This is a genomic window from Gordonia desulfuricans NBRC 100010 (assembly GCF_001485495.1).
Classification (GTDB): Bacteria; Actinomycetota; Actinomycetes; order Mycobacteriales; family Mycobacteriaceae; genus Gordonia; species Gordonia desulfuricans.
The window spans coordinates 18,915-44,524 of record NZ_BCNF01000055.1 but is presented as its reverse complement, the minus strand read 5'-3'; the positions used below and the strand labels follow the sequence as shown (position 1 = coordinate 44,524).

General features: G+C 68.2%; 26 protein-coding genes. 9 read left to right on the top strand and 17 right to left on the bottom strand.

Translation table 11 applies throughout. The features are described 5' to 3' along the window. Nucleotides 1-69: 69 nt before the first annotated feature. The 10 genes from GD1_RS09905 to GD1_RS09860 form a co-directional block, all read right to left on the bottom strand. Complete coding sequence (locus tag GD1_RS09905) at nucleotides 70-387, bottom strand: EthD family reductase (protein WP_059036883.1); 318 nt, start codon at nucleotides 385-387, stop codon at nucleotides 70-72. Then, entirely contained in the window at nucleotides 384-1,718 is a 1,335-nt protein-coding gene (paaK, locus tag GD1_RS09900; protein ID WP_059036882.1) for a phenylacetate--CoA ligase PaaK, read from the bottom strand. The genes GD1_RS09905 and paaK overlap by 4 nt, the downstream gene beginning before the upstream one ends. A 22-nt stretch (nucleotides 1,719-1,740) precedes the next feature. Further along, nucleotides 1,741-2,895 carry a 1,2-phenylacetyl-CoA epoxidase subunit PaaE gene (gene paaE, locus GD1_RS09895; protein WP_373855296.1) on the bottom strand — a complete coding sequence of 385 codons (1,155 nt, stop codon included), beginning with the start codon at nucleotides 2,893-2,895 and terminating at the stop codon, nucleotides 1,741-1,743. Next, nucleotides 2,892-3,404: a 1,2-phenylacetyl-CoA epoxidase subunit PaaD gene (paaD, locus tag GD1_RS09890; RefSeq protein WP_059036881.1), complete on the bottom strand. Its 513-nt coding sequence runs from the start codon at nucleotides 3,402-3,404 to the stop codon at nucleotides 2,892-2,894. Before paaD ends, paaE begins: the two co-directional genes overlap by 4 nt. A 1-nt stretch (nucleotide 3,405) precedes the next feature. Then, the gene (gene paaC / locus GD1_RS09885; RefSeq protein ID WP_059036880.1) at nucleotides 3,406-4,353 is read right to left on the bottom strand and encodes a 1,2-phenylacetyl-CoA epoxidase subunit PaaC; all 948 of its coding nucleotides are present in this window, start codon (nucleotides 4,351-4,353) and stop codon (nucleotides 3,406-3,408) included. Between the two features lie 9 nt (nucleotides 4,354-4,362). Beyond that, nucleotides 4,363-4,656: a 1,2-phenylacetyl-CoA epoxidase subunit PaaB gene (paaB, locus tag GD1_RS09880; protein WP_020790749.1), complete on the bottom strand. Its 294-nt coding sequence runs from the start codon at nucleotides 4,654-4,656 to the stop codon at nucleotides 4,363-4,365. Further along, nucleotides 4,653-5,615: a 1,2-phenylacetyl-CoA epoxidase subunit PaaA gene (gene paaA / locus GD1_RS09875; protein WP_020790748.1), complete on the bottom strand. Its 963-nt coding sequence runs from the start codon at nucleotides 5,613-5,615 to the stop codon at nucleotides 4,653-4,655. The genes paaB and paaA overlap by 4 nt, the downstream gene beginning before the upstream one ends. 88 nt (nucleotides 5,616-5,703) lie before the next feature. Continuing rightward, on the bottom strand, nucleotides 5,704-6,483 hold the full coding sequence (locus tag GD1_RS09870; RefSeq protein WP_059036879.1) for an enoyl-CoA hydratase/isomerase family protein: 780 nt from the start codon (nucleotides 6,481-6,483) through the stop codon (nucleotides 5,704-5,706). Continuing rightward, nucleotides 6,480-7,343 carry a 3-hydroxyacyl-CoA dehydrogenase family protein gene (locus GD1_RS09865; protein WP_059036878.1) on the bottom strand — a complete coding sequence of 288 codons (864 nt, stop codon included), beginning with the start codon at nucleotides 7,341-7,343 and terminating at the stop codon, nucleotides 6,480-6,482. Before GD1_RS09865 ends, GD1_RS09870 begins: the two co-directional genes overlap by 4 nt. Next, on the bottom strand, nucleotides 7,340-8,062 hold the full coding sequence (locus GD1_RS09860) for an enoyl-CoA hydratase/isomerase family protein (RefSeq protein ID WP_059036877.1): 723 nt from the start codon (nucleotides 8,060-8,062) through the stop codon (nucleotides 7,340-7,342). The genes GD1_RS09865 and GD1_RS09860 overlap by 4 nt, the downstream gene beginning before the upstream one ends. A 111-nt stretch (nucleotides 8,063-8,173) precedes the next feature. Between GD1_RS09860 and GD1_RS09855 the strand changes: the two genes are divergently transcribed. The 3 genes from GD1_RS09855 to paaI all read left to right on the top strand — a co-directional run bounded on the left by GD1_RS09855 (nucleotide 8,174) and on the right by paaI (nucleotide 11,338). Continuing rightward, nucleotides 8,174-8,791, top strand: coding sequence for a TetR/AcrR family transcriptional regulator (locus tag GD1_RS09855; protein WP_059036876.1), 618 nt, complete (start codon nucleotides 8,174-8,176; stop codon nucleotides 8,789-8,791). A gap of 75 nt (nucleotides 8,792-8,866) precedes the next feature. Then, entirely contained in the window at nucleotides 8,867-10,906 is a 2,040-nt protein-coding gene (paaZ, locus tag GD1_RS09850) for a phenylacetic acid degradation bifunctional protein PaaZ (RefSeq protein ID WP_059036887.1), read from the top strand. A 3-nt stretch (nucleotides 10,907-10,909) separates the two neighbouring features. Beyond that, entirely contained in the window at nucleotides 10,910-11,338 is a 429-nt protein-coding gene (gene paaI, locus GD1_RS09845; protein WP_059036875.1) for a hydroxyphenylacetyl-CoA thioesterase PaaI, read from the top strand. Between the two features lie 257 nt (nucleotides 11,339-11,595). Here paaI and GD1_RS09840 read toward each other — a convergent pair whose 3' ends face one another. Beyond that, nucleotides 11,596-12,519: a LysR family transcriptional regulator gene (locus GD1_RS09840; protein ID WP_244882634.1), complete on the bottom strand. Its 924-nt coding sequence runs from the start codon at nucleotides 12,517-12,519 to the stop codon at nucleotides 11,596-11,598. 240 nt (nucleotides 12,520-12,759) lie between these two features. Here GD1_RS09840 and GD1_RS09835 point away from each other — a divergent pair, with 240 nt between their 5' ends. From GD1_RS09835 to GD1_RS25425, 3 genes are all read left to right on the top strand, one after another. Next, nucleotides 12,760-13,542, top strand: a complete 783-nt coding sequence (locus tag GD1_RS09835; protein WP_059036873.1) for an SDR family NAD(P)-dependent oxidoreductase — start codon at nucleotides 12,760-12,762, stop codon at nucleotides 13,540-13,542. A 67-nt stretch (nucleotides 13,543-13,609) separates the two neighbouring features. Continuing rightward, the gene (locus tag GD1_RS09830; protein WP_059036872.1) at nucleotides 13,610-14,278 is read left to right on the top strand and encodes a hypothetical protein; all 669 of its coding nucleotides are present in this window, start codon (nucleotides 13,610-13,612) and stop codon (nucleotides 14,276-14,278) included. A gap of 234 nt (nucleotides 14,279-14,512) precedes the next feature. After that, nucleotides 14,513-16,432 carry an NHL repeat-containing protein gene (locus GD1_RS25425; RefSeq protein ID WP_244882633.1) on the top strand — a complete coding sequence of 640 codons (1,920 nt, stop codon included), beginning with the start codon at nucleotides 14,513-14,515 and terminating at the stop codon, nucleotides 16,430-16,432. Nucleotides 16,433-16,447: 15 nt separating this feature from the next. Here the strand turns inward: GD1_RS25425 and GD1_RS09820 are convergent, their stop codons facing one another. The 3 genes from GD1_RS09820 to GD1_RS09810 all read right to left on the bottom strand — a co-directional run bounded on the left by GD1_RS09820 (nucleotide 16,448) and on the right by GD1_RS09810 (nucleotide 19,662). After that, nucleotides 16,448-17,248, bottom strand: a complete 801-nt coding sequence (locus GD1_RS09820; RefSeq protein WP_020791655.1) for a crotonase/enoyl-CoA hydratase family protein — start codon at nucleotides 17,246-17,248, stop codon at nucleotides 16,448-16,450. 117 nt (nucleotides 17,249-17,365) lie between these two features. Continuing rightward, nucleotides 17,366-18,481, bottom strand: a complete 1,116-nt coding sequence (locus GD1_RS09815; RefSeq protein WP_020791658.1) for a CaiB/BaiF CoA transferase family protein — start codon at nucleotides 18,479-18,481, stop codon at nucleotides 17,366-17,368. Then, a complete protein-coding gene (locus tag GD1_RS09810) occupies nucleotides 18,478-19,662 on the bottom strand; it encodes an acyl-CoA dehydrogenase family protein (protein ID WP_020791661.1) in 1,185 nt (394 codons plus the stop codon). Before GD1_RS09810 ends, GD1_RS09815 begins: the two co-directional genes overlap by 4 nt. Before the next feature lie 137 nt (nucleotides 19,663-19,799). Here GD1_RS09810 and GD1_RS09805 point away from each other — a divergent pair, with 137 nt between their 5' ends. Continuing rightward, nucleotides 19,800-20,801: a LacI family DNA-binding transcriptional regulator gene (locus GD1_RS09805; protein WP_020791662.1), complete on the top strand. Its 1,002-nt coding sequence runs from the start codon at nucleotides 19,800-19,802 to the stop codon at nucleotides 20,799-20,801. Between the two features lie 131 nt (nucleotides 20,802-20,932). Here GD1_RS09805 and GD1_RS09800 read toward each other — a convergent pair whose 3' ends face one another. Both GD1_RS09800 and GD1_RS09795 read right to left on the bottom strand, forming a co-directional pair. After that, the gene (locus GD1_RS09800; RefSeq protein WP_059036885.1) at nucleotides 20,933-21,685 is read right to left on the bottom strand and encodes a hypothetical protein; all 753 of its coding nucleotides are present in this window, start codon (nucleotides 21,683-21,685) and stop codon (nucleotides 20,933-20,935) included. Between the two features lie 108 nt (nucleotides 21,686-21,793). Further along, the gene (locus GD1_RS09795; protein ID WP_053776197.1) at nucleotides 21,794-22,480 is read right to left on the bottom strand and encodes a carbonic anhydrase; all 687 of its coding nucleotides are present in this window, start codon (nucleotides 22,478-22,480) and stop codon (nucleotides 21,794-21,796) included. Here GD1_RS09795 and GD1_RS09790 point away from each other — a divergent pair. Further along, nucleotides 22,479-23,378: an iron-sulfur binding domain-containing protein gene (locus GD1_RS09790; protein ID WP_059036871.1), complete on the top strand. Its 900-nt coding sequence runs from the start codon at nucleotides 22,479-22,481 to the stop codon at nucleotides 23,376-23,378. The two genes, GD1_RS09795 and GD1_RS09790, sit on opposite strands and share 2 nt — an antisense overlap. A gap of 96 nt (nucleotides 23,379-23,474) precedes the next feature. After that, a complete protein-coding gene (locus GD1_RS09785; protein ID WP_059036870.1) occupies nucleotides 23,475-24,617 on the top strand; it encodes a hypothetical protein in 1,143 nt (380 codons plus the stop codon). 153 nt (nucleotides 24,618-24,770) lie between these two features. On the opposite strand, the gene GD1_RS09780 is transcribed toward GD1_RS09785, so the two are convergent. Further along, nucleotides 24,771-25,565 (bottom strand): alpha/beta fold hydrolase, encoded by a 795-nt coding sequence (locus GD1_RS09780; RefSeq protein ID WP_083534031.1) that lies wholly within the window; start codon nucleotides 25,563-25,565, stop codon nucleotides 24,771-24,773. Nucleotides 25,566-25,610: the final 45 nt, after the last annotated feature.

The following is a 25,610-nucleotide window of genomic DNA, read 5'->3' as shown; positions in this document are numbered from 1 at the left end:
TCGGCTCAACCACCAAAATGGCACAACCCATGGATGATTGAGCTGGGATCGAGCATCGCGAGGAACCGGTCAGCCGGCTCGAACCGACACTTCTTCCTGGGTGAACATGGTGGCGCCGCCGTCGGCGAAGTTGGCCACATCGGCTGCGGCTGCGCCCATCTCGGCCGACTGCAGTCCGGCCTTCAACGCGTCGGCGTCGGCGAAGAACAGATTGGCCACCGCGTAGTACGGTGGCGTCGAACCGTCGACGGATGCCACGGGACCCCAGGTGAATTCCTGCAGGCCGGGAATGGCGTTGGCCAGCGGGATGTGGACGCGCGCGTAGTACTCGTCGAATGCGGCGGGATCGGCGGGCTGTCCATAGCAGACCGACAGTCGGATCGTCATGCGGAGAACTCCTTCTGGTCTTTCGGGCGGTTGTCGATCAGTCGTCTGGCCTTGCCGGTCGATCGTTGCAGACTGCCGGGTTCGGCGATCTGGACGTCGACGCTCACCCCGATGCGGTTCTTGATGAGTGCACGCAGGGTGTCGGCGGCGGCACGGTCCTCGGTGCGCGGGATCTCGGGCCGGTACTCGACGCGGACGGTCAGGGTGTCCATGCGTCCCGGTCGGTCCAGGACACACTGGAACTGGGGTGCGAGGGTGGGAACGGTCAGGATCAGTTCCTCGATCTGCGTGGGGAACAGGTTCACACCGCGCAGGATGATCATGTCGTCGCTGCGTCCGGTGATCTTCTCGATCCGGCGCATCGAGCGCGCGGTCCCCGGCAACAGTCGCGTCAGATCGCGGGTGCGGTATCGGATGATGGGCATCGCCTCCTTCGTGAGCGAGGTGAAGACCAGTTCTCCTTCGGACCCGTCGGGCAGTACCTCACCGGTCATCGGATCGATGATCTCCGGGTAGAAATGATCCTCCCAGATGTGCAGCCCGTCCTTGGTTTCGACGCATTCCTGCGCGACACCCGGGCCCATCACCTCCGACAGCCCGTAGATGTCGACGGCGTCCATGCCGAACTGCTGCTCGAGTTCGTGACGCATCTTCTCGGTCCACGGTTCGGCACCGAAGATGCCCGTGCGCAACGAGGTGGCGGCCGGGTCGAGTCCCTTGGTGAGCATGGCGTCGAGGATGGTGAGCATGTAGGACGGCGTCACCATGATCGCGTCGGGACGGAAGTCCTCGATCAGCTGGATCTGACGTTCGGTCATCCCCCCGGACATCGGGATCACGGTGCACCCGAGTCGTTCTGCGCCGTAGTGGGCGCCGAGTCCCCCGGTGAACAGCCCGTAGCCGTAGGCGACGTGCACCTTGTCGCCCGGGCGCACACCGCCGGCCCGCAGACTGCGCGCCACCAGGTCCGCCCAGTTGCCGAGGTCGTTGGCGGTGTAGCCCACCACGGTGGGAAGTCCGGTGGTGCTCGACGATGCATGGATCCGCGAGACCTGATCCTGGGGGACGGCGAACATCCCGAACGGATAGTTGGCCCGCAGATCTGCCTTCCCGGTGAACGGGAACAGCGACAGATCGGAGAGTTCGGTCAGGTCGGACGGGTGTACGCCGCGGTCGTCGAAGGCCCGCCGGTAGTGCTCGACGTTGTCATAGGCGTGCTGCAAGGACCATCTCAGCCGGTGCAGCTGCAGGTCGGCGATCTGATCTCGTGAGGCGTATTCGATGTCGGCGGTGTCGGGACCGCCGGCCGGGGTGGACAAGGTGCTGGTCATCGCGAAGCTCCAGTTCGGGTGGTCAGGCGTCGAAGTCGACGGTCACGGTGTCTGAGACGGGGAATGCTTGACAGGTGAGGACGAAACCGGCGTCGACCTCGGATTCCTCGAGAGCGTAGTTGCGGTGCATGTCCACCTCGCCGCACGTCACCTTGGCGCGGCAGGTGCCGCACACTCCGCCCTTGCACGCGAACGGCATGTCGGCGCGCAGCTGTTCCCCGGCGTCGAGCAGCGTTTGGTCCTGGGGCAGGTCGCCGGTGACGGCTCGTCCGTCGAGCACGATGGTCACCGCGCTGGTGGGTCCGGTGACGCCGGGTTCGCGGTGACGGTCGACCGCCGGCGCCGCCCCCTCGACGTAGAACAGTTCGTGATGGATCCGGTCGGCGCCGATCCCGTACTCCCGCAACGTCTGTTGTGCGCCGTCGACCATCTCGAGCGGACCGCACAGCCACGCGTGATCGATGTCGTCCACGGCGACGACGCTCTCCAGGATCTCGCCGAGTCGTTCCCGGTCGAGGCGTCCGCTGAACAGTTCCACGTCCCGGGGTTCGCGGGAGAGCACGTGGATGATCTCGATCCGGGATCGGTACTCGTCCTTGAGATCTGCCAGTTGCTCGGCGAACATCACCGACCGGGTACGCCGGTTGACGTAGATCAGGGTGACCGCGGCCTGCGGGTTGGCGAGCACCGACGATGCGATCGACAGCATCGGGGTGATGCCCGACCCGGCGGCGATCAGCAGGTGCCGGGCGGCGATGTCCGGATCCGCGTGGAAGGCACCCGCGGGCGGTTGTACGTCGATCCGGTCCCCCGCCCGGACCTCGCGCACCAACCACGTCGAGAACAATCCGCCGGTGACCTCGCGGACCCCCACCCGCGGTGCCTGTCCGGCGGGCGCGCAGATCGAGTACGTCCGACGGTGTTCGACACCATCGACCTCACGCCGCAAGGTCAGCGACTGTCCGGGCCGGAAGTCGAACGCGGCGCGCAGTTCGTCGGGCACATCGAATCGGACGGCGACCGCATCGTCGCACAGGGACTCGACGTCGGCGACGGTCAGCGTGTGGAACCCACGGGTACGGGTGGTCGCACGCACCGCACCGTCGAGCGGGGTGGGGGTGTCGCCTGCCGGAGTGGTGGCGGTGGGATCGGCGATGGTGGGGCTGCTCATCGTCAGATCTCCTTCATATGGTCGAAGGGTTCCCCGCAGGCGAGGCACCGGTAGTGTGCCTTGCACAGTGTCGCACCGAACTCCGAGATCAGTTCGGTTCGGTCGGAATCACATTGGGGACAGTGCACCGGCCGCGTCCGGACGGTGAGGGTCAGCGGGACGGGGCCCGGGGCACGACGTGGTGCGGCACCCGGGGCCGAGTATCCGGCCTGCCGTAGTTTGCGTCGGCCGGCCTCGGAGATCCAGTCGGTCGACCATGCCGGGTGCAGTGCGGTGTGGATCTGCACCCGCAGGTGGCCGGCGCGGTTCAGGGCCGCGGTGATGTCGTCCCGAATCGTGGCCATCGCCGGGCACCCCGAGTAGGTCGGCGTGATGGTCACCTGCACTCCGGACCCGTCGGCGTCGACGTCGACCGCCCGGATGATCCCGAGATCGTCGAGGGTGACCATCGGCATCTCCGGGTCGAGGACCGATCCGACGATCTCTCGCGGGGCGATGGTTGTGGCGCAGTCCATCTCACCAGACCCCTTCCGGGTGGGCGCGGGCGACGGACTGCATCTCGGCGAGGATGTAGCCCATCTGCCCGGTGTGCAGCCCGGCCCGTCCGGCCCGGCCGGCCACCCGCCCGATCCGGGGTCCGGGAACGAGTTCGGTCTCGGCGGCCGACAACACCTGCGTGATCACGGCGTCGAACTCGGCGCGCAGGGTACTCGGATCGACCCCGATACCGGACCGGGCGAGGATGCGTTCTTCGGTGGTGGGGACGAACAGTTCGTCGACGTACGGCCACACCGCGGCGAGGGCATCGGACAGACGGCGCCGCGATTGCGCCGTCCCGCAGCCGAAGGTGACCACCCAGCGCGCGGAGTAGTCGCGGTGATAGGTCAACTCCTTGACCCCCTTGCTCGCCACGGCGGCGAGGACGGGATCGGTCGATGTCCGCAGGCGGTCGAACAGGGCCAGTCGCCAGGTGGCGAAGACCAGCAGCCGGACGATGCTCTGTGCGAAGTCGCCGTTGGCGAGTTCGACGAGATGGACGTTGCGGAAGTCCGATTCGTCCCGGAAGAAGGCCAATGCGTCGTCGGCCGGGATCGGTGAGGTCGCCGAGATCACCGGTACCACCGCGTCGTCGGCCGCGGCGGCCCGCGCGAGCAGCAGTCGCGCCTGTCCGAGAAGGTCGAGGCCGATGTTGGCCAGCGCCACCTCTTCTTCGAGTTCGGGTGCGTGGGCGCACCATTGGGCCAGGCGCTGGGCACTGATCAGCGCATCGTCGCCCAGCATCAGGCAGTAGGCGCCCAGTGCGGCGGGGTCGACGTCGGCGGGCACGGTGGTGTCGACGCCGGCGAGTGGGTCGTCGAAGCCGGTTCCGAATGCCCACTGTCCATGGGCCTGTGGATCGTCGAGTCCCCCATGTGCATGGTCCCCGTCGGGGTGGTCGGAGTGGAGAAGGTCATGATCGGTCATCGGGGGCGCTCACATGTGGGGGACGGCGTCGGGGATGTCGTAGAAGGTGGGGTGGCGGTACACCTTGTCTCCGCTCGGGGCGAAGAACGGGTCCTTCTCGGACGGGCTGGTGGCGATGATGTCGTCGGAGCGGACCACCCAGATGCTCACCCCTTCGTTTCGCCGGGTGTAGACGTCGCGGGCATGCCGCAGCGCCATCGCGTCGTCGGCCGCGTGCAGCGATCCGACGTGGACGTGGTTGAGCCCCCGCTTACCGCGGATGAACACCTCGTACAGTGGCCATTCGGCCTTGATCCGACTCATCGGTCGTCCTCCTGCTCTCGGGCGGCGAATGCGGTGGCGGCGTCACGAACCCAGGCACCGTCCTCGTGGGCGGCACGACGCACCGCGATGCGTTCGAGGTTCGTCGCACCGTTCCCCTTCACGACCTCCATGAACTCACTCCAGTCGGGCTCACCGAAGTCGTGGTGCCCGCGTTCGGCGTTCCACACCAGGTCGGGGTCGGGAAAGGTGACGCCGAGCGCCTCGGCCTGCGGGACACTCATGTCGACGAAGCGTTGGCGCAGTTCGTCGTTGGTGTGGCGTTTGATTCCCCACGCCATCGACTGCGCGGTGTTGGGTGAGGAGTCGTCGGGTGGGCCGAACATCATCAGCGCCGGCCACCACCACCGGTCGACCGACTCCTGGACCATCCGTCGCTGCGCGGGGGTGCCCCGCATCATCGTGGTGAGCAGTTCGTAGCCCTGGCGCTGATGGAACGACTCCTCCTTGCAGACCCGGATCATCGCCCGGGCATACGGACCGAACGAGGTGCGGCACAGGGGAACCTGATTGCAGATCGCGGCACCGTCGACCAGCCAGCCGATGGTGCCGACGTCGGCGAAGGTCGGGGTGGGATAGTTGAAGATCGAGGAGTACTTCTGGCGTCCCTCGATGAGTTTGCCGGTGAGGTCGGCCCGGTCGGCGCCCAGGGTCTCGGCGGCCGAGTACAGGTACAGGCCGTGACCGGCCTCGTCCTGGACCTTGGCCATCAGGATCGCCTTGCGGCGCAACGACGGGGCACGGGTCAGCCAGTTCCCCTCGGGTTGCATCCCGATGATCTCCGAGTGTGCGTGCTGTGCGATCTGCCGGATCAGCGTGCTGCGGTAGCCGTCGGGCATCCAGTCGCGGGGTTCGATTCGAGCACCGTCGGCGACGATCTGGTCGAACTGTGCTGCCAGATCGTCGGATGCGTTGGTGTCCAAGACATTCGAGGTGGACATCGAGCCTACTTTCAATACCGAATAATCGGTCGGTAATAGTATGCCGGAAGGTGACCCGGGACACAAGGGCGCCTGCGCCCGTCCCGGGTCAGCTCCCGATGAACTGTGGTCGGGTCTTGGACAGGAAGGCCGTGACCGCGGCCTTGTGGTCGGCGGTGGCGCCCAGCCGCGACTGCGCCTTCGCCTCCCGGTCGAGGGTCTCGGCAAGGGTGCCGTCGGCCGCCCGCATCAGGGCCTTGACCTCGACGTAGGCCGCGGTCGGGCCGGCGGCCAGGGTCGCCGCGATCTCACGGGCGACATCGTGCACGTCGGCGTCGTCGACGAGCCGGTGCACCAGTCCCCATTCGGCGGCCTGCGCCGCGGACACCTTCTCGCCCAACAGCATCAGACCCGATGCCCGGCTGGGGCCCAGGGCGGCCACCAGGCCCCGGCTCAGACCCGAGTCGCTCGCCAGGGCGATACCGGTGAAGGCGGTCGCGAACGAGGTCCGGGTACCGGCCACGCGGATGTCGGCGGTCAGCGCGATACCCCAGCCCGCCCCCACACAGGCACCCTGGATTGCCGCGACCACCGGGACCCGCAGGGAATCGAGTGCCTCGATCAGCGGATTGTAGTGCTGGGCAACGGTATCCATCGCGGTGTTGGCGTCGGCCTCGAGTGCGGTGACGTGTTCACCGAGATCCTGTCCGACGCAGAAGTTCTTGCCCTCGGCACGCAGCAGCACCGCCCGGATCGTGCCGTCGCCGGAGACGGCGTGCACCGCCCGCAGGAATGCGGTCTTGGTGTCCAGGTCCAGTGCGTTGTGCGCAGCGGGGCGATCGATGGTGATCGTCGCCAGGGCGCCGTCCACCTCCAGGGTCACCGTCATCGTCGATCGTCCTCCCAGTCGTAGAAGCCGCGTCCGGTCTTGCGTCCGAGCTCACCGCGGGCGACCTTGTCGCGCAGGAGTTCCGGTGCGGCGAAGCGGTCACCCAAGGTGTCGGCGAGATGGTCGGCAATGGCCAGCCGCACATCCAGGCCGACGAGATCGGTGGAGCGCAACGGGCCCATCGGATGGCGGTAGCCCAGTTCCATGGCGCGGTCGATGTCGGCAGCCGACGCCACCCCTTCGGCCAGCATCCGGATGGCCTCGAGCCCGAGGCACACGCCGAGGCGGCTGGTCGCGAAGCCGGGCGCGTCGTTGACCACCACCGCCGACTTGCCGAGCGCCGCCACCCAGTCACGGACGCTCTCGACGGTGCCCGCGGCGGTGGCCGGTGCCCGCACGATCTCCACCAGCGCCGACGCCGGCACCGGGTTGAAGAAGTGCATCCCGATGAATCTGCTCGGATCGTTCAGCGCCGCACCGAGTTCACCGATCGACAGCGAGCTCGTGTTGGAGGCCAGGACGGTGGTGTCGTCGACCATCTTCTCGGCCGCCGACAGCACCGCGAGCTTGCACGCGGCGTCCTCGGGCACCGCCTCGACGACCAGGTCGAGACCTCCGGGGAGCGCCTCGACCGCATCGACGACGACGATCCGGTCCCCGATCAGGGCCGGGTCGGCGCCGCCGAGCTTGTCACGCTCGTGGGCCCGCGCGAGGCCCTCGTCGATACGCGCACGGGCGGCGTCACGGTCGGCGGACTCGGCGAGCGTCACCGATGCGCCCAGGCCCGCGAAGACCTGTGCGACCCCTGCACCCATCCGTCCACCTCCGATCACGCCGACGTGGGTGGGATTGCTGGTCATCGCTTCCTCTCCAGAAATGCGGTCATCCGTTCGTACTTGTCCTCGGACTCGAAGAGCACCGCCTGTGCGATGTCGTCGGCCCACGCGTGTGCGCCGGGTGCGTCGACGAGGGTCTTGGTCAGCCGCAGCGCGAGCGCCGACTGGCGCACGATGCGGTCGATCACCCCATGTGCTGCGGCGACCGGGTCGTCGACCACCTCCATCACCAGTCCGGCCGCGAGTGCGGCGGCGGCATCGAGGGTGCGTCCGGCCAGGAGTACCTGCTTGGCCACCGAGTGGCCCACCAGGCCGGGCAGCCGGTAGCCGGCACCGGCCGCGGCCATGATGCCCAGGGCAGGCTCGGGGTTGGCGAACACCGCGGTCGGCGCGGCGATCCGGATGTCGCAGGCATACGACAGCTCGGCCCCACCACCCAGCGCGTATCCGCTCACCGCCGCCACCGTGGGCGATGGCAGCGCAGCGATCCGGTCGAACAGGTTGCGGTTGATGCCGGCGAGGGCCTGCTCGCGGCCACGGTCGCGGAGCTCACCGATGTCGGCGCCGCCCGCGAAGTGGTCACCGTTTCCGGTCAGCAGGACCGGCCTGGGCGTCGTCTCGATGCTCGCGCAGGCCTGATGCAGTTCGCCGATCATCTCGGCGTCGATGGCATTGCGGCGCGCCGGACGGTCGAGGGTCACCACGTACCGGTCGTCGTGGACCTCGAGGGTGATCGTGTTCATGCCGGACTCCTTGGGGTGTGAGAACAATTAATAACCGAACTTTCGGTCGGTTTCAAGACCGCGCCGCCTCCGAGGCCGAGTCCGCACCCCCGCAAATGGAAGGATGGCGACATGAGCACCAGACCCGTCACGCGCCGCACCGGTAAGCCCGGACGTCCGGGATACGACCTCGACTCGCTGCTGGCGGTGGCGGTCAAGGTGTTCAACGAGAAGGGCTACGACGGGACGTCGATGGACGTCCTGGCCGACCGGCTCGGGCTCAGCAAGTCCTCGATCTATCACCACGTATCCGGCAAGCAGGAGTTGCTCGAGCTCGCACTGAACCGTGCCCTCAACGCACTGTTCGCGGCCACCACCGAGTCCGGGAGCACCGAGGGCCCCTACATCGATCGACTGAAGTACCTGGCCAGACGCAGTGTCGAGATCCTGATCGCCGAGCTCCCCTACGTGACCCTGCTGCTGCGGGTCCGGGGCAACAGCGCCGTCGAACGCCGCGCACTCGCCCGTCGCCGCGAGTTCGACGCGTTCGTCACCGACCTCGTCGAGCAAGCCGTCCGCGAGGGCGACCTCGATCCCGACATCGATCCCGCACTCGTGGCCCGCCTGCTGTTCGGCACCGTCAACTCGCTCATCGAGTGGTATCGCCCGCGGGCCGGCGCCGACGCCGACACCATCGCCGACGCGATCGTCCGGATGAGTTTCCACGGCCTGGGCCACACCTCCGCCTGACCCGCACCCTTGACATTCCACCGGGCCCCGGCCCATCGTAATTACCGACCGAATGGACGGTGGATGGAGTCGAATGTGAGCACACTGCTCGAGAGTTACACGCAAGGCCGATGGTTCGGTGCCGCCGATCGGGGAACCCCCTTGCTCAGCGCGGTCGACGGCTCGGAGGTGGCCCGGATCTCGGCCACCGGACTCGACCGGGCCGCGATGGTGAACCATGCCCGTGAGGTCGGCGGCCCGGCACTGGCCGCCCTGACCTTTCACGAGCGCGCAGCCCTGCTCAAGCAGCTCGCGCTCACCCTCATGGCCGGCAAGGACGAGTTCTATGCGCTGTCCCGGCACACCGGTGCCACCGCTCGAGATTCGGCGATCGACATCGACGGGGGCTTCGGCACCCTGCTGAGCTATGCGAGCAAGGCACGTCGGGAACTGCCGAACGACACCGTCCACCTCGATGGTCCGGTCGAAGTGCTGGGCCGCAACGGTACGTTCGTCGCCCGGCACATCCACACCTCGCGACGCGGGGTCGCGGTGCAGATCAATGCCTTCAACTTCCCGGTGTGGGGATTCCTCGAGAAGCTCGCACCCGCCTTCATCGCGGGCGTGCCGTCGATCGTCAAACCCGCGAGCAACACCGCCTACCTCACCGAACTCGTCTTCCGGCGGATCGTCGAATCCGGTGTTCTGCCCGAGGGTTCGGTGCAGCTGCTGTGCGGCAGCGCGGGGGATCTGCTCGATCATCTCGATGGCCAGGACTCGGTGGCGTTCACCGGGTCGGCGGGTACCGCAGCCATCCTGCGGGCCCATCCGCAGGTGGTCTCGGCCGCGGTGCGCTTCACCGCCGAGGCGGACTCGCTCAACGCGTCGATCCTCGGTCCCGATGTCGAGGTCTCCGATCCCGAGTTCGATCTGTACGTCGGGCAACTCGTGAACGAGATGATCACCAAGGCCGGACAGAAGTGCACCGCCATCCGACGCGCACTGGTACCCGCCGCCCTCGTCGACGACGTCGTGGCCGCCGCATCCGAACGGCTGGCACAGGTGGTGATCGGCGATCCGGCGAACCCCGATGTGCGGATGGGTGCACTCGCCGGGCTCGAGCAGCGCGACGAGGTCCTGACCTCACTTCGGGGTCTGACCAAATCGGCCGAGATCGTCTTCGGCGATCCCGACCATGTCGACGTCGTCGGCGCCGATCCCGCACGCGGGGTGTTCCTCTCCCCGATCCTGTTGCGTGCCAACGACAGCAACGCTCCCGAGCCCCACGACATCGAGGCCTTCGGCCCGGTGGCCACGGTCATCGGATACACCGACGCCGACGACGCGGTGACGCTCGCCGCACGCGGCAAGGGCAGCCTCGTGGCATCCCTGGTGACCAAGGATTCGGCTCTCGCCGGGCGGATCGTCCGCGGGCTGGCCGCCTATCACGGTCGTGTGCTGGTGCTGAACGCCGAGAACGCCCGGGAGTCCACCGGTCACGGCTCTCCCCTCCCGGTCCTGGTGCACGGCGGTCCCGGCCGGGCCGGCGGCGGCGAGGAGCTCGGCGGTATCCGCGGCATCCTGCATCACATGCAGCGCACCGCGATCCAGGGCACCCCGAACGTGCTGACCGCTGTCGGCCGCCAGTGGGTGACCGGTGCCGACCGGATCGAGTCCGGAATCCACCCGTTCCGCAAGGATCTGGGAGCGCTATGCCTCGGCGACACCATCGTCGGCGGCTCTCGGCAGGTCACCCGTGCCGACATCGACCACTTCGCGGAGTTCACCGGCGACACCTTCTACGCACACACCGATCCCGAGGCCGCCGCGGCCAATCCGATGTTCGGCGGGATCGTGGCACACGGCTACCTGGTGGTGTCCCTGGCGGCCGGACTGTTCGTCGATCCGGCGCCGGGGCCGGTGCTGGCCAACTTCGGGGTGGACGGGCTGCGCTTCCTCACCCCGGTGAAGGCCGACGACACCCTCACCGTCACGCTGACCGCCAAGCAGATCACCCCGCGGCAGAGCGCCGACTACGGCGAGGTCCGGTGGGATGCCGTGGTGTCCAACCAGGACGGTGACCCGGTGGCCACCTACGATGTGCTGACCCTGGTCGCCAAGCCGGAACAGGACTGACCCATGACGGCCACCGAGTCCGCGGTCGGCACCGACCATCCGATCGCCCGCACCATGTTCGACGCCGACGCCGCATCCCGCGCCTCGGGGATCGTGCTCGACGAACTCGGTCCCGGGCACGCGCGAATGTCCATGCAGGTGACCGCGACCATGGTCAACGGTCACGAGATCACCCACGGGGGCTTCGTCTTCCTCCTCGCCGACACCGCGTTCGCGATGGCGTGCAACAGCGGCTCGGATGCCGCGGTCGCCGCCCGCGCCGACATCCGTTTCCTCCGCCCGACCCGCCTCGGCGACATCCTCGTCGCCGAGGCGGTCGAGCGGGAACGGTTCGGCCGCAACGGTATCTACGACGTCACCGTGCGGTGTGGTGACCACGTGGTGGCCGAGTTCCGCGGCGACAGCCGCACCATTGCGCCTGCCGCCGGTTGACTTCTTCCTCCCGGATCACGTCCACACAGTCGATCAGCCGGCAGCAGTTGACGGTTGAGCCGACCCAGCAAACAGCATCTGACGGTTGAACCGACCCAACAAGCAGCAGTTGATGGTTGAGCCGACGCGGAGCGTAGCGACAAGTCGAGTCGAAACGCCCGCAACCCGAGGCCGGAACGCAACCACCACCCCAGGCGAACACGCTCCACCGCACGCCGCGGAGGTTTCGGCAACCGGGTGACCTCACCCTGGCGAGGTCACGACCCCACACGATCGTTCGCCGCACCCCCGATGGTCCGGACCACCTCCCTGGCGGCCCGGACCATCGGCGACGAGTCGCCCGACCGCGAGCACAGGCACAATGACGACGGTTCGACGTCGGACACCGGGACGAACACCACGTCCGGATGGACGTGGGCGGAGGGGACGAACTCGCCGGTGATCGAGATCCCGTTCCCGTCGGCCACCACCTCCAGCAATTCGCTCATGGTGTGCACCGACGGGCCGTACACCACCGGCCGTCCACTCGGCCGCGGATCGCATGCCCACCAGCGGACCCACACCGCGTCGGCCTCGTCGTCGGTGACGTGTACTTCTCCGTCCAGATCGGCAAGTGCAACCGAGCCCCGTTGTGCCAACGGATGATCCACCGGCAGCGCCACCACTCGCCCTTCGCGACACAGCAGATCGAACCGCAGCCCTTCTGGATCGGCGACCGGCGGCCGCATCAGCGACACGTCGACGATGCCCTTCTGAACCGCGAATGCCTGTTTGTCCCAAGCGAGTTCCACGAGTTCGATCTCGCATCCGGGATGACGGTCACGCAGTTCGGCGAGCAGCCGTCGCGTCTGTGGGGTCATCGACGCGGTCATGAATCCGATCCGCAATCGTGCGGAATCCTCTTGCACGGCCTCCACCGCACGCGTCGCCGACTGCAACAGCACACGCGCCTCGGCAAGGAGACGATCGCCGGCGCGGGTGGGTCGCAACGGGTGTGCCGAGCGATCCAGAAGCTCGGTACCGAGCCGTTTCTCGAGCTTGCGGATCTGCTGCGACAGTGCGGGAGCACTGATGTACAGCCCATCGGCCGCACGCCCCAGATGCCCCTCGTCGACCACGGTGACGAAGTAGTGGACTTGTCGCAGGTTCAGATCGATGGCCGATGCCATTTCGGATGCCACGGGCTGTGCACTCCTTCTACCTGGCAGGTTAAGCATCAGGCTAACAGATCGACTCCAGGAATGTAATGGACATCACAGCCGGGCTGCGAGAAGGTTGTGATGCGCGACCGGCAGCCCCGGCGCCGATCCGAAAACCGATGCAGTCCAATGCATCACCTCACCCGACGCGGTCCGGCAGACCAGTCCTCGGCACTGGCCGGCCGCGTCATCGACATCCATCGCCCCCTGGGAGAGCACTCAATGACGAACGTATCGACCCCTCCACAGCGCGCACTGGTCACCGGCGCCGCCTCCGGCATCGGCAAGGCCATCGCCACCGAGGTCATCGCGCAGGGTGGGCGGGTTCTGGCCTTCGACCTCGATGCCGAGGCAATGGCGCTCGGCGCCAAGGAATTCGGCGACGCGTATGTGCCGTTTGCCGGTAGTGTCACCGACCCGGAGGTCGTCGAGGAGGCCGTGGCCCATGCGGAGGTCCAACTCGAGGGCCCGCTGGACAGCCTGTTCAACGTCGCGGGCGCGCTGCGACCGGCACCGATCGTCGACCTCACCGTCGAGGACTGGGACTTCACCATCGACGTCGTGCTGCGCGGGGTCTTCCTGTGCACCAAGTACGCCGCGACGTCGATGATCGCGGGCGGCAAGGGAGGCGCGATCGTCAACATCGCCTCGGTCAACGCCCATATGCCGCTGTACGCGGGCAGCGCCTATGCCGCGGGTAAGGCGGGCGTGGAGATGTTCAGCAAGAACGCCGCACTCGAACTCGCACGCCACGACATCCGGGTCAACACCGTCCTTCCCGGCCTGGTCGACACCCCGATGGCCGGCTTCATCATCCAGAACGACGGGATCATGGGCGAGTTCAACGAGAACGCCGTGATCAAACGTCCGGCGAACCCCTCCGAACTGGCCAAACCCTCGGTGTTCCTGGCCAGTTCGGCCGCGAGCTACGTCACCGGAACCAGCCTCGTCGTCGACGGCGGCTACGAGATCGGCGGATACCCCGATCTGAGCCGCTACCTCTGACCACAGTCCCACTCAGCCCACCCGGCGTCGGATGTCGATCCGCCGCCGCACATCACAAGGAGAACCCATGACCGCCTTCGCCTCGACCGAACAGTCCGCCCAGCCGCAGTCCCCCTACGAGCATGAGCTGGTGCACATGTTCGACGACATCGACACCCTCATCGAGCAGGAGCAGAACCCCACCCACCGGCGCATCCTGGTCAACTACCGCCGCCACGGGCTGCTGGAGGTGTCCGGCCGCTATGACGAGCTGCTCGCCGAGAACATGACCGTCCGCCACCCCCACTACCGCCTGTTCGAGGGCGGCCAGGGCGTGATCCTCGACGGGATGGATCAGGTCCGCGAGTTCTACCGGACCCTCGCCGACATCGACATTCTCGTCATGTGGACCGGACGCCAGAAGATGGCCGTGGCCGACTGGGGATTCGCCGGAGAGGCCGAGTTCAACCAGTTCGTCCCCGGAAAGATGCTCGGCGACAACGTCTTCGCCTCGATCGGCGACGACGCGGCCGAGAGTTCTGAGAGCGCCTACGACCCGGATGCCTACTACCTCGTCCGGCGGACACTGGCCTTCGTGTGGCCCTACGACGAGAACGTGCGGATGATCGGTGAGCACGTCTACGAGGACAGCGCCTCCAAGCAGATCACCAAGGTGGACAAGGCCGATGTGATCACCGGCGACCGCGCCGCCGAGCTCCTGGCGCCGCTGATCGACAAGTACTCCCTGGAGGGCTGAGTCCCGAACAGAACCGACACCTCAGAGCGGGTTCGGGTGGATAATCCATCTGAACCCGCTCTGAGGTGTCATCTTTGTCCGGCGGCCTCCGACGCCGCTCGCGGCCACCTGATCTGCACCGACACCCGCGATCGGGGTTCGCCGATCCCCGCACCCACGCCCGAGATGCCCGGTACGCTGCCCCTCGACACCGCGGGGCAGGCCCGACCGCGCCACCGGAACATCGGAGGATCAGTGCGTATCCGACGGATCTCCCTTGTCATCGCGGCGACGGCCCTGCTGCTGGGTTCGACGATGGTCGCCACCACTCCACCTGCGCACGCCGCGCCGGCCGGGTCGACGGTGACCGGCACGGTGGCCACCGCAGGACCATCCCGGGCCTGGGATGTGCAGGCGTGGATCACCGGCTCGGCCAAGGGCACCGCCCGGCCCGCCGGCACCGCGCTCACCTCGTCGGATGGGCGGTTCACCCTGCGCCCCACGGCACGTCCCGGCCCGAGCGAGGCGTTCTACGTGACCGCCACACCCGCAGGACAACCCGGTTCGTTCCTCTCGCTCGCCGCGATCAGCCCCGGGGTTCCCGGGCATCTCACCGTCAACGAGATGACCACGGTGGCAGCCGGATACGGCATGGCCCAGTTCATCGGGGGTGCCGGCGGCCGGGGTATCGGCGGGCCCGCACCGGGCGTCCGGAATGCGGCCATGATGGCAGGTGATCTCGCCGATCCGGTCACCGGATGGATCGGGTCCGTACTGCGCAGTTCTCCCAACGGTCCCCAGACCTCGACGATGGCCGCGTTCACCTCGTTGTCGAATGCGGTGGCCGCCTGTACCACCGCCACCGCCGGGTGTGTGGCACTGCGACAGGCGACCACCACTGCCTCACACGGCCGCCCCGGCACCGTGATGGCCGGGATGGCGAACCTCGCGAAGAGCCCGTCGTCGAAGGTGGCCGAGGTGTTCGCGGTGTCTGTGCGCGCACCACGGAATCCGGGCGCACTCGTGGTCCCGCCGGTGGCCTGGACGCTGGCGCTGAGGTTCGACGGTGGTGGCGGACTGCTTTCCGGCCCGGGCAATTTCACCATCGACAGGCAGGGCGATGTCTGGGTCAACGCGAACTACGAGTATGCGAGTGATCCGCGGACCCCGGTGTGCGGCAGCAGGTATCTGTTCCGATTCTCGCCGAACGGCAGGCTGGTGGGTGGCCGGCCGATCACCGGGGGTGGGCTCAGTGGAGCCGGTTATGGCATCACCCGGGACCACTCCGACAACATCTGGGTGAGCAACTTCGGCTTCGCTGCACCCGAACCGGGTTGTCCTGCAGCCGATCAGCCGCCGCACAACTCGATGTCGAAGTTCTCCCCCGACGGCGTGGCGCTCTCTCCCGCGACCGGTTTCACGCAGGGGCAGATCGACTGGCCGCAGGGGATGACCACCGACCGCACCGGCGCGGTCTGGACCACCAACTGCGGCAACGATTCCCTCACGGTCTACCCCGACGGTGATCCGCGTCGCGCGCGCAATGTCCCCGCCGGGGTGAAGCAGCCGTTCCACATCGTCGACAACGGGCGCGCACTGTTCGTCAGCGGTCTCGCCGACAGCAAGATAGCGATTCTCGACCGGCAGGGACGTCCGTTGCGCAGCCCGATCTCCGGACCGCAGGTGGACAATCCGCTGGGCCTGGCGACCGACCGGCACGGGAACGTGTGGATCGCCAACTCCGGGATCATCACGCTGCCGTGTCCCGACCGACCCACCGGAACCGGGTCCCTCGGTTCGGTCGCGGCACTGACCGCCACCGGAAAGACCCTGGCCGGTCCGCTGCACGGTGGTGGCGTCACCGTTCCGTGGGGCATCACCACCGACGGCGACGGCAACGTCTGGGTGGGCAACTTCGTCGGCAAGCGTGTCTCGAAGTTCTGTGGCGCCGACCCGTCCACCTGCCCGCCGGGAAGCCGGACCGGTGATGCGATCTCGCCGGACGGACTCGGCTACTTCTTCGACGGGCTGACCCGAAGCACCGGGATCATCGTCGACCCGTCCGGCAATGTGTGGGTCACCAACAACTGGAAAGAGGTTCCGCTGCAGACCAATCCCGGCGGACTGCAGATCGTCGCCTTTGTCGGGGCCGCGGCACCGGTGGCGGTGAACTGACCCACACCGGGGCGCTCACCACCGGGGTTCGGGCGGGTCCTCGTCGAACTGTCCGTGCCGTCCGGCACCGCCGACGAAGCGTGCCGCACCGGCCGCTCCCTCTCTGGCGACGACCGGTACGCCCGCCACCCCCTCGGCGCGCAGGGCATCGGCGACGGTCATGTCGAGACCGGCATAGGCCGATGCCCGGTCGGTGAGCAGGCATTCGAACGGAAAGGTCACCAGCTGCTCGGCGAGTTCGCGTGCTGCCGAAAGTGATCGGCCGGATTCGACGACGCGGTTGGCCAGTCCGATGGCCAGTGCCTCGTCGGCGTCGACGGGCCGTCCGGTCATGATGAGGTCCAATGCCCGCCCGAGTCCGACGATCCGCGGCAGGCGGACGGTTCCGCCGTCGATCAGCGGTACACCCCAGCGTCGACAGAAGACCCCGAGGACCGCATCGCGTTCCACGATGCGGAGATCGGCGAGCAGGGCGAGTTCGAGTCCACCGGCCACCGCATGACCGGCGATCGCGGCGATCACCGGTTTGGACAGTGTCATGCGGGTGGGCCCCATGGGGCCGGCACCGCCGCCCTCCGGGTCGAGATCGTTACGCCGCTCGGGATCGCCGACCGAGGTGAGATCGGCTCCGGCGCAGAATGTTCCACCGGCTCCGGTGAGGATCGCGACCTTGGCTCCGGCGTCGTCGTCGAACCGCCGGAAGGCGTTGCGCAGCGTGAGCGCGGTGGGGCCGTCGATGCTGTTGCGGACATGAGGGCGGTTGATCGTGATGGTCACGATCTCACCGGAGCTCTCGTACAGTACGGATTCGCCCATGCCCCGTTATAGCACTCGGCCGACACCGGTGATCGGGACTCGGCGGACCCCACAGGTGCACCGCACCGCGGGACGAATGGATCATCCACCCGGCCCCGCGGTGCGGTGCGGCCGCGGCTAGCCGTGCTCGTTCAGTCGCGGTGGTGCCGACCGATAGGTGGCCGGGGTCGCCGACAGCCGAATCGGGTTGGCCACCTGTCGAAGTGGCTCGTCACGGTTCGGATCGTCGATCTCCACCACCGGGGACAGGCCGAGCCGCTCGGCGAGCGCGATCGCGTCGGCGATGTCGTTGAGCGGCCCGCACGGGACCCGCCGCTCGGTCAGCCGGGTGAACCAGCCGTCGGCGGTGTCGGCGGCGAGGAGCTCGTTGATGATCGCCACCAGCACCTCGCGGTGTGCGACGCGGTCGGTGTTGGTGGCGAACCGCGGATCAACGGCCAGTTCCGGGCGGCCGAGGACGTCGACGAGCGCGGTGAACTGGCGGTCGTTGCCGACCGCGAGCACCAGCGGACGATCCGACGCGGCGAACACCTCGTACGGCGCGATACTCGGATGCCGGTTGCCCATGGCATGCGGGACCACACCGGCCGAGACATATCCCGACGACTGGTTGGCCAGCGCCGACAGCAACGACGAGAGCAGATTGACCTCCACCCGCTGCCCCGTGCCGGTGCGGTCGCGATACCGAAGCGCGGACAGGATGCCCACGGCCGCATGCAATCCCGTGATCACATCGACCATCGCGACGCCCACCTTGGTGGGGGTGTCGCGATCGGGGCCGGTGATGCTCATCAGACCGCCGACGGCCTGGATCAGCAGGTCGTATCCGGGCAGCAGGTTGTTCCCGCCGAAGCCGGTGACCGAGCAGTACACGACATCCGGGTTGAGTTGCGCCACATCGTCGTAGCCGAGGCCGAGCCGATCCAGCGTGCCGGGCAGGAAGTTCTCCACCACCACGTCGGCCCGGGCTGCGAGTTCCCGTGCAGCGGAGAGTCCTTCGGGATCGGCGAGGTCGATGGCGACCGACGACTTGTTCCGGTTGACGCCGAGGAAGTAGGACGACTGGTCACCCACCCACGGCGGGCCCCAGGTGCGGGTGTCGTCCCCGGTTCCGGGACGTTCCACCTTGATCACCTCGGCGCCGAGGTCGGCGAGCAGCATCGTGGCGTACGGCCCGGCGAGCACACGACCGAAGTCGGCGATCACCAGTCCGTCGAGAGCACCGTCGGTCACCGGAATGCGCCCGACCCGGTCAGTGCCTTGCCGATGGTCAGCTGGTGCACCTCGGAGGTGCCCTCGTAGGTGAGCACGCTCTCCAGGTTGTTGGCGTGCCGGATCACCGGGTATTCCAGGGTGATCCCGTTGGCGCCCAGGATGGTTCGGCATTCACGGGCGATCGCGATGGCCTCGCGGACGTTGTTCAGCTTGCCGGTGCTGACCTGCTCGGGGCGGATCTTCCCGCTGTCCTTCAGCCGGCCCAGGTGGTAGGCCAGCAGATGACCCTTGCCCACCTCGAGTGCCATGTCGGCGATCTTGGTCTGGGTGATCTGGTAGGCGGCCAGCGGCTTGTCGAAGACCTCGCGGGACTGCGCGTACTCGACGGCGGTCTCCAGGCAGTCACGGGCGGCACCGATGGCGCCGAAGATGATGCCGAAGCGGGCCTCACCGAGGCTGGTCAGCGGTCCGCGCAGGCCTGCGGCCTTGGGCAGCATCGCCGATGCGGGCAGGCGCACGTCCTCCAGGACGAGTTCGGAGGTCACCGATGCGCGCAGGGACAGCTTCTTGGTGATCTTCGGGGCGGAGAATCCCGGGGTGTCGGTCGGGACGACGAAGCCGCGGATGCCGCGCGGGCTGTCCTCGAGGTCGGTCTGGGCCCAGACCACGGCGACGTCGGCGATGGAGCCGTTGGTGATCCACATCTTGGTGCCGTTGAGAATCCAGTCGTCACCGTCGCGCTTGGCGTTGGTACGCATCCCGGCGGGATTGGAGCCGAAGTCGGGTTCGGTCAGGCCGAAGCAGCCGATCGCGTCACCGGCGGCCATCCTCGGCAGCCACTCGTTCTTCTGCTCCTCGCTGCCCCAGTGGTGGATGGAGAACATCGCGAGGGAACCCTGCACCGAGACGAGGCTGCGGATGCCGGAGTCGACGGCCTCGAGTTCCAGGCAGGCCAGACCGTAGGCGGTGGCACTGGTGCCGGGGCAGCCGTAGCCGTCGAGGTGCATGCCGAGGGCGCCGAGCTGCCCGAGTTCCTTGGCGATCTCCCGGGCCGGGATGTCACCGGCCTCGAACCAGTCGGCGATGTGCGGACGGAGTCGCTCGGCCCCGAACCGGCGGACCGTGTCGCGGATGGCGATCTCGTCCTCGTCGAGCAGGGAATCGAGGGCGAAGAGTTCACCGAGACTCTGAGTGGACATGGGCTCCTCCTAGATGGCGAGAACGTTTGCAAGAACGTTTGCATCACGTAGGCTAGATCCATCACCGGGGTTCGGTCAACCTTCCCCGACGACCAGGTCGGCCGAGACACCTGGCACCGAAGGAGGACGCGACTCACATGGGAACCGATCGGGCACCGACGCTCAAGGAGATCGCCGAACGCGCCGGGGTCCACGTGTCCACCGCATCGCGCGTCCTCCGACAGCCCGAGCCCGCCGACGGCTGGTCGGAGTCGGCCCTGCGCGTACGCCAGGCCGCCGAGGAACTCGGCTATCGCCGCAACGTCTGGGCCGCCAGCCTGCGCACCCGCAAGACCACCACACTCGGCGTCGTCATGCCGCGGCTGACCGACGGCGTCGTCGCCACCACCTATCAGGGGATCGAGGAGGCGGCGGCGCGCGCCGGCTACTCGGTGCTGCTGTCGAGTCCACCCGACGACGCCGATGCCCAGCGTGACGCCATCGACCTGCTGGCCGGACGTCAGGTCGACGGCCTACTGCTGAGCGGATTGCACGCACCGGCAAAGGCTTTCGTCGAATCGCTGACCGTGTCGGTGCCGATGGTGACGGTGACCCGGCACGCCGACGCCGGGCTGCCGTTCGTCGGCGCCGACGACCACCACGGCGGCTATCTCGCGGCCCGGCACCTGCTCGACCGCGGTCACACCGACCTCGCGGTGATCTGCGGGCCCGACCATGCCACGACGTCGACCGACCGGCTCGCCGGGTTCCGTTCCGCACTCGATGCCGCCGGGATACCGCTGCGACCGGATCGGGTGGTGTCGTCGGCATTCGAGGTGGACGGCGGGATCGAGGCGGGCCGTCGGCTGCTCGATCGCCCGGACCGGCCGGATGCGGTCTTCACCGTCTCCGACACCATCGCGATCGGCGTCCTGGGTGTGGCCCGCGACCTGGGTCTGCAGATCCCCGACGATCTGGCGCTGATCGGCTACAACGACATCCCGATCGTCGCGCAGCTCCCGGTACCGATGACCACCGTCCGCTCCCCCGCACGTCAGATCGGCGCGACCGCGGCACGTCGACTGCTCGATGTGGTGGCCGGACGTGACGCGGAGAGCACACGTCTGCCGGTCGAGTTGATGGTGCGCGCCACCACCTGATCTCCGATCACGACGCCGCGGCAGGTCAGGGCGGGGTGATCGGGCTGCCCGGGCAGGGCACGGGCGATCAGGGCCGGACCGGGATGGTCAGTCCCGGCTGATCAGGGCACGAGCGATCAGGGCTGGGGTGATCAGGGCTGGGCCGGGGCGACGACGTTGAACGTCACCGGCGCCGACTCCTTCTCGCCCATCTTGCCGATCGCCTGGTAGGAGCCCGCGGGCACCGGCTGACGCGGCGTCTTGCAGCCGGCGGTGCTGGTGGTCCCCGACCAGGTGATCTCGTCCTTGACCTGCTGCTGCGGCTGCAGCACCTGGTTGTCGACGGTGTTGATCGGCGAGCAGTCACGTGCCGACCACAGGGTCCGCGTGCCGTCGAGGGTGCGGACGATGACATTCTGGGCGGCCTTGCCCACATCCCGGGTGCACGCGGTGAGGCCGGCGTTGGTGGTCACGATGGTGAACACCGGCTGGCTGCCCGTGGTGTAGGTCGGCTTGTCGGTGTAGAGCACCACCGCGATGGACTGGTCGGTGCACAGCGGGACCGAACCGTCGGCCGGGGTGGCACCGGGTACGACCGGGGCCGACGACTCGACCGGGGTGCTGGACTCGGGTGCGGTGCCGGCGTCTCCACCGCCACCGCCGAGGCCGCCACCGGACGGGGCCTGCGACGGATCGACCGAGGCATTCGGGGTGGCCGTCGACGGCGTCGTGGTGGCACTCGAAGACGCGGTGGTGGCCGCGTTCTTGGCGTTGTCGTCACCACCGGTCTGGGTCCACACGATCAGACCGATCACCAGGGCCACGACGGCGACCACCACTCCACCGGCGACGATGCGTCGTCGCCAGTAGATCTCTGATGGGAGCGGGCCCTGCGGTTCGATCACGGCCCCCACGCTATCGGCCGGATCGGCGGGGTCGGGCGACCGTCATCGGCGTGTCGCCACTTCGGTAGGGCGATCGTGCGCTAACGGCCGGAGAAGACCACGACCCGGTCAGGCCGACTCGGCGTCGGACTGCCCGGCCGGGAGCGCCTCGGTGGCCGCCGCGCGCGGCGGCAGGGTGGTGCTGCCGATGTCGCCGTAGACGCCCTGCAACTGCACCGCGCCCTCGCTGAGCCGGTAGGTGAGGCCGACGATCGCGAGCTTCCCGTCGAGCACACGGTCGGCGATGATCCGGCTGCGCTGCATGATCAGCTGGCCGGTCTCGACGACGTGGCGGGCCTCGAACTCGTCGACCCGGGTCAGTCCCTCACTACGGCCGGCCAGGATGCTCGGGGTGACGCGTTCGACCACGTCACGGATGTATCCGCCGGGGATCTGCAGGTCGTCGAGGGCCTCGAGGGTCGCCTTGACCGCGCCACAGCTGTCATGGCCGAGGATCGCGATCAGCGGGACCTCGAGAACCTCGGCGGCGTACTCGAGCGAGCCGAGCACCGCGGAGTCGAGGACGTGGCCGGCGGTCCGGACGACGAACATGTCGCCGAGACCCTGATCGAAGATGATCTCCGCAGCGAGGCGGGAGTCACCGCATCCGAACAGCACGACGTGGGGATTCTGCCCCCCGACGAGCCGGTTCCGATCCTCGATACCCTGGCTGGGATGTTTCGCTTCACCGGCGACGAAACGCTTGTTGCCTTCCACGAGAACCTGCCACGCACGCTTCGGGGTCATATTCGCCATGCCATCCATTTTGCCATTCTCCGCAATCGTCGGTTGGTTCGACGTCCATGAACGGGATCTGCCCTGGCGAGAGCCGGGGTTGAGCGGGTGGCACATCCTGATCAGCGAGATCATGTTGCAGCAGACTCCGGTGGCCCGGGTCGTCGGTCCGTGGCAGGAGTGGGTGCAGCGCTGGCCGACCCCGTCGGCGATGGCCGCGTCGAGCCAGGCCGACGTGCTGCGGGCCTGGGGAAAGCTGGGCTATCCGCGCCGTGCGCTGCGACTGCACGAGTGCGCCCGTGTCCTGGCGACCGAGCACGACGACCGGGTCCCCGAGGACGTCGCGACCATGCTGACACTGCCCGGGGTGGGCGATTACACCGCACGCGCCGTCGCGTGTTTCGCCTATGGCCAGGCGGTGCCGGTGGTCGACACCAATGTGCGCCGGGTGATCGCCCGTGCGGTGCACGGTCGGGCCGAGCCCGGCAACCCCAGCAAGCGTGATCTGGCCGAGACCGACGCGATCCTGCCGCGGACACGCCGGGGTGCGTACGCCCGCGACACGCCACGATTCTCCGCGGCGCTGATGGAACTCGGCGCGCTCGTCTGTACTGCGCGCAACCCCGACTGCGATCGATGCCCGGTCCCCGAGTGCGCCTGGGTGGCACGCGGCCGACCGGCACACACCGGGCCGCGCCGGGCCGCGCAGAAGTTCGCGGGGACCGACCGCCAGGTTCGGGGGCTGCTCCTGGATGTGTTGCGCGGCAGCAAGATCCCCGTCGAGAAGGCTCGGCTCGACGAGGCCTGGACCACCGATCCACCGCAGCGCTCGCGGGCGCTCGACTCGCTGCTGACCGACGGCCTGGTGGAGATCACCGCCGACGGCAGGTTCTGTCTCGCCGGGGAATCGGGGGCCTGACCGCCTACCCGATCGGCGGGCCGTTCGCGCGCCACGTACGGCGGACGCTCTACACGGTCTTCTCCGGAGTATGTTCGGCTTGCTACCTTGACCGCCATGAGCGAGCCCCCTAATCAGAATCCCAACTTCTCCAAGGGCCCCGACGACGACCCGTCCCAGCAGCCGGGTGCCGGCGGTGCCGATCCGTACGGCCAGACCCAGTACGGGCAACCGCAATACGGGCAACCCCCCGCCGGCGGCCAGTACCAGCCGCCGCAGACCCCACCGCCTTACGGCACCCCCACAGGTGGCGAACAGCCCCCGTCCTACGGCACTCCGCCCACGTACGGCACCCCCGGCGACCAGCAGCCCCCGTCCTACGGCACTCCTCCGCCCGGAACCACCCCGCCCGGAGCCACCCCGCCGCCCTACGGCAGCACTCCCGGCTACGGCAGCAACCCGGGTTACGGCAGCACTCCCGGTTACGGGGCCACCCCCGGATACGGTGTGCCTGCGGCCGGCGCCCCCTATGGTGGGGCTCCCGGTGCACCGCAGAACGTCAACATCGGTGAGGCGCTGAGCTGGGCGTGGGCCCAGTTCAAGGCCAACCCGGGACCGATGATCGTGCCCGGACTCCTGGTGCTGGTCGTTGCGGCCGTCGCCACGGCGCTCTACTTCGTCGTCGCCGCGCTGTCGAGCACGACCACCACGCAGACCGCCGACTACGGCAACGGATACAGCTACAGCTACGAGGTCTCCTCGTTCAGCGTCGGCGGCTTCATCATCGGCATCCTGATCTACATCGTCATGGCGATCGTGCTGATCTACCTGCAGGTGTCGATGACCACCGGCGCCCTGCGCGTCGCCAACGGCGAACCGGTCACCGTGGCCACCTTCCTCAAGCCGCAGCGCATCGGTCAGGTGTTCCTCGCCGGCCTGCTGGTCGGCCTGATCGTCGGCATCGGCCTGATCCTGTGCATCATCCCCGGCCTGGTCGCGCTGTTCTTCCTGCAGTTCGCGGTGTTCTTCGTGATCGACAAGAGCAGTTCGCCGACGGCCGCGCTCGGCGAATCGGCCAATCTGGCGAAGACGTCGGTGTCGAATTCGCTGCTGACCCTCGTCGTCGCCAATGCCCTGTCCTACGTCGGCACCCTCCTGTGCTACGTCGGGCTCATCGTCACCTGGCCGATCGGGCAGCTGTTCTACGCGCACTGCTACCGGCGCATGTCCGGCGGCTACGTCGCCCCGGCCCCACAGTAACCCCCATCTGAGACAAACCCTCCACACCTCGACAGACGCATCACCCCCAAAGGCTGTGCATCCGAAGAAGTGTGGAGGGTTTGTCGTCGGGTACGGGGTTTGTCGTCGGGTACGGGGTTTGTCGTCGGGTACGGGGTTTGTCGTCGTGGCGCGTCAGTGAGGGCTCGGCGGCAGCCCGGACAGGAATGCCTCCACCGCACCGCGATACAGATCCGGGGCGTCGTCGTGAACCAGATGCCCCGCACCGGGCACTCGCAAGTGGATCGCAGTGTCGTTGATCGAGGCCATCTTTCGCATCTGCCCGGGCGGGGTGACCCCGTGCTCGGCCTCCACCAGCAGCGTCGGGACGCCCACCTTGCGCCACTGGGTCCAGAAGTCGCGGCGGCCCCATTCCTCGGCGACCTCCGCCCACGTCGACAGCTCGCCGTGCAGCCGGCCGTCGTCGAAGGCCTCGTAGAAGTAGCGTCCGGCGACCGGGCCGAACATCGCGACGGCATCGGCCTCGGTGGCGAAGCGTTCCGGCCACGACTCGAACCACGGCGTCCAGGCGGCGGTGGTGCGGCCGCGGAAGTCGGGAGCCATGTCCTCGACGACGATCGCCGACACCATCTCCGGGTACTGCGCCGCGGTGCACCAGGCATGCAGCCCACCCATCGAGTGCCCGATCAGTACCGCGGGGCCGAGGTCGATCCACGTGAGGATCTCGGCGAGGTCGGCGACGAATCGTTCGGTGGCGAGGTCGTCGGGGCCCTCCGGTCCCTCCGCTCCGGCGCCGGTGTGGAAAGCGGCGTCGAAGGTGAACACACGGCCGTATCGCCGCAGCCACGGCACCTGCCGCCGCCACGTTCGGCCACGTCCCATCAGCCCGTGCACCAGCACGATCGGCCCGAGGCTCCCCGCATCGTCGGGCCCGAGTCCGCCGTGGTCGAGCAGCCCCCGATCGGCCACCGGTCTCGTCACAGGAATCCCCACAGGCGACGACGTTACCTGCGC

What these genes read in the sequence shown, in the direction of transcription:
- GD1_RS09905 (WP_059036883.1), bottom strand. Translation starts at nt 387, where the DNA reads ATGACGATCCGACTGTCGGTCTGCTATGGACAGCCCGCCGATCCCGCC.
- paaK (WP_059036882.1), bottom strand. Translation starts at nt 1,718, where the DNA reads ATGACCAGCACCTTGTCCACCCCGGCCGGCGGTCCCGACACCGCCGAC.
- paaD (WP_059036881.1), bottom strand. Translation starts at nt 3,404, where the DNA reads ATGGACTGCGCCACAACCATCGCCCCGCGAGAGATCGTCGGATCGGTC.
- paaC (WP_059036880.1), bottom strand. Translation starts at nt 4,353, where the DNA reads ATGACCGATCATGACCTTCTCCACTCCGACCACCCCGACGGGGACCAT.
- paaB (WP_020790749.1), bottom strand. Translation starts at nt 4,656, where the DNA reads ATGAGTCGGATCAAGGCCGAATGGCCACTGTACGAGGTGTTCATCCGC.
- paaA (WP_020790748.1), bottom strand. Translation starts at nt 5,615, where the DNA reads ATGTCCACCTCGAATGTCTTGGACACCAACGCATCCGACGATCTGGCA.
- GD1_RS09870 (WP_059036879.1), bottom strand. Translation starts at nt 6,483, where the DNA reads ATGACGGTGACCCTGGAGGTGGACGGCGCCCTGGCGACGATCACCATC.
- GD1_RS09865 (WP_059036878.1), bottom strand. Translation starts at nt 7,343, where the DNA reads ATGACCAGCAATCCCACCCACGTCGGCGTGATCGGAGGTGGACGGATG.
- GD1_RS09860 (WP_059036877.1), bottom strand. Translation starts at nt 8,062, where the DNA reads ATGAACACGATCACCCTCGAGGTCCACGACGACCGGTACGTGGTGACC.
- GD1_RS09855 (WP_059036876.1), top strand. Translation starts at nt 8,174, where the DNA reads ATGAGCACCAGACCCGTCACGCGCCGCACCGGTAAGCCCGGACGTCCG.
- paaI (WP_059036875.1), top strand. Translation starts at nt 10,910, where the DNA reads ATGACGGCCACCGAGTCCGCGGTCGGCACCGACCATCCGATCGCCCGC.
- GD1_RS09835 (WP_059036873.1), top strand. Translation starts at nt 12,760, where the DNA reads ATGACGAACGTATCGACCCCTCCACAGCGCGCACTGGTCACCGGCGCC.
- GD1_RS09830 (WP_059036872.1), top strand. Translation starts at nt 13,610, where the DNA reads ATGACCGCCTTCGCCTCGACCGAACAGTCCGCCCAGCCGCAGTCCCCC.
- GD1_RS09820 (WP_020791655.1), bottom strand. Translation starts at nt 17,248, where the DNA reads ATGGGCGAATCCGTACTGTACGAGAGCTCCGGTGAGATCGTGACCATC.
- GD1_RS09810 (WP_020791661.1), bottom strand. Translation starts at nt 19,662, where the DNA reads ATGTCCACTCAGAGTCTCGGTGAACTCTTCGCCCTCGATTCCCTGCTC.
- GD1_RS09805 (WP_020791662.1), top strand. Translation starts at nt 19,800, where the DNA reads ATGGGAACCGATCGGGCACCGACGCTCAAGGAGATCGCCGAACGCGCC.
- GD1_RS09790 (WP_059036871.1), top strand. Translation starts at nt 22,479, where the DNA reads ATGCCATCCATTTTGCCATTCTCCGCAATCGTCGGTTGGTTCGACGTC.
- GD1_RS09795 (WP_053776197.1), bottom strand. Translation starts at nt 22,480, where the DNA reads ATGGCGAATATGACCCCGAAGCGTGCGTGGCAGGTTCTCGTGGAAGGC.
- GD1_RS09785 (WP_059036870.1), top strand. Translation starts at nt 23,475, where the DNA reads ATGAGCGAGCCCCCTAATCAGAATCCCAACTTCTCCAAGGGCCCCGAC.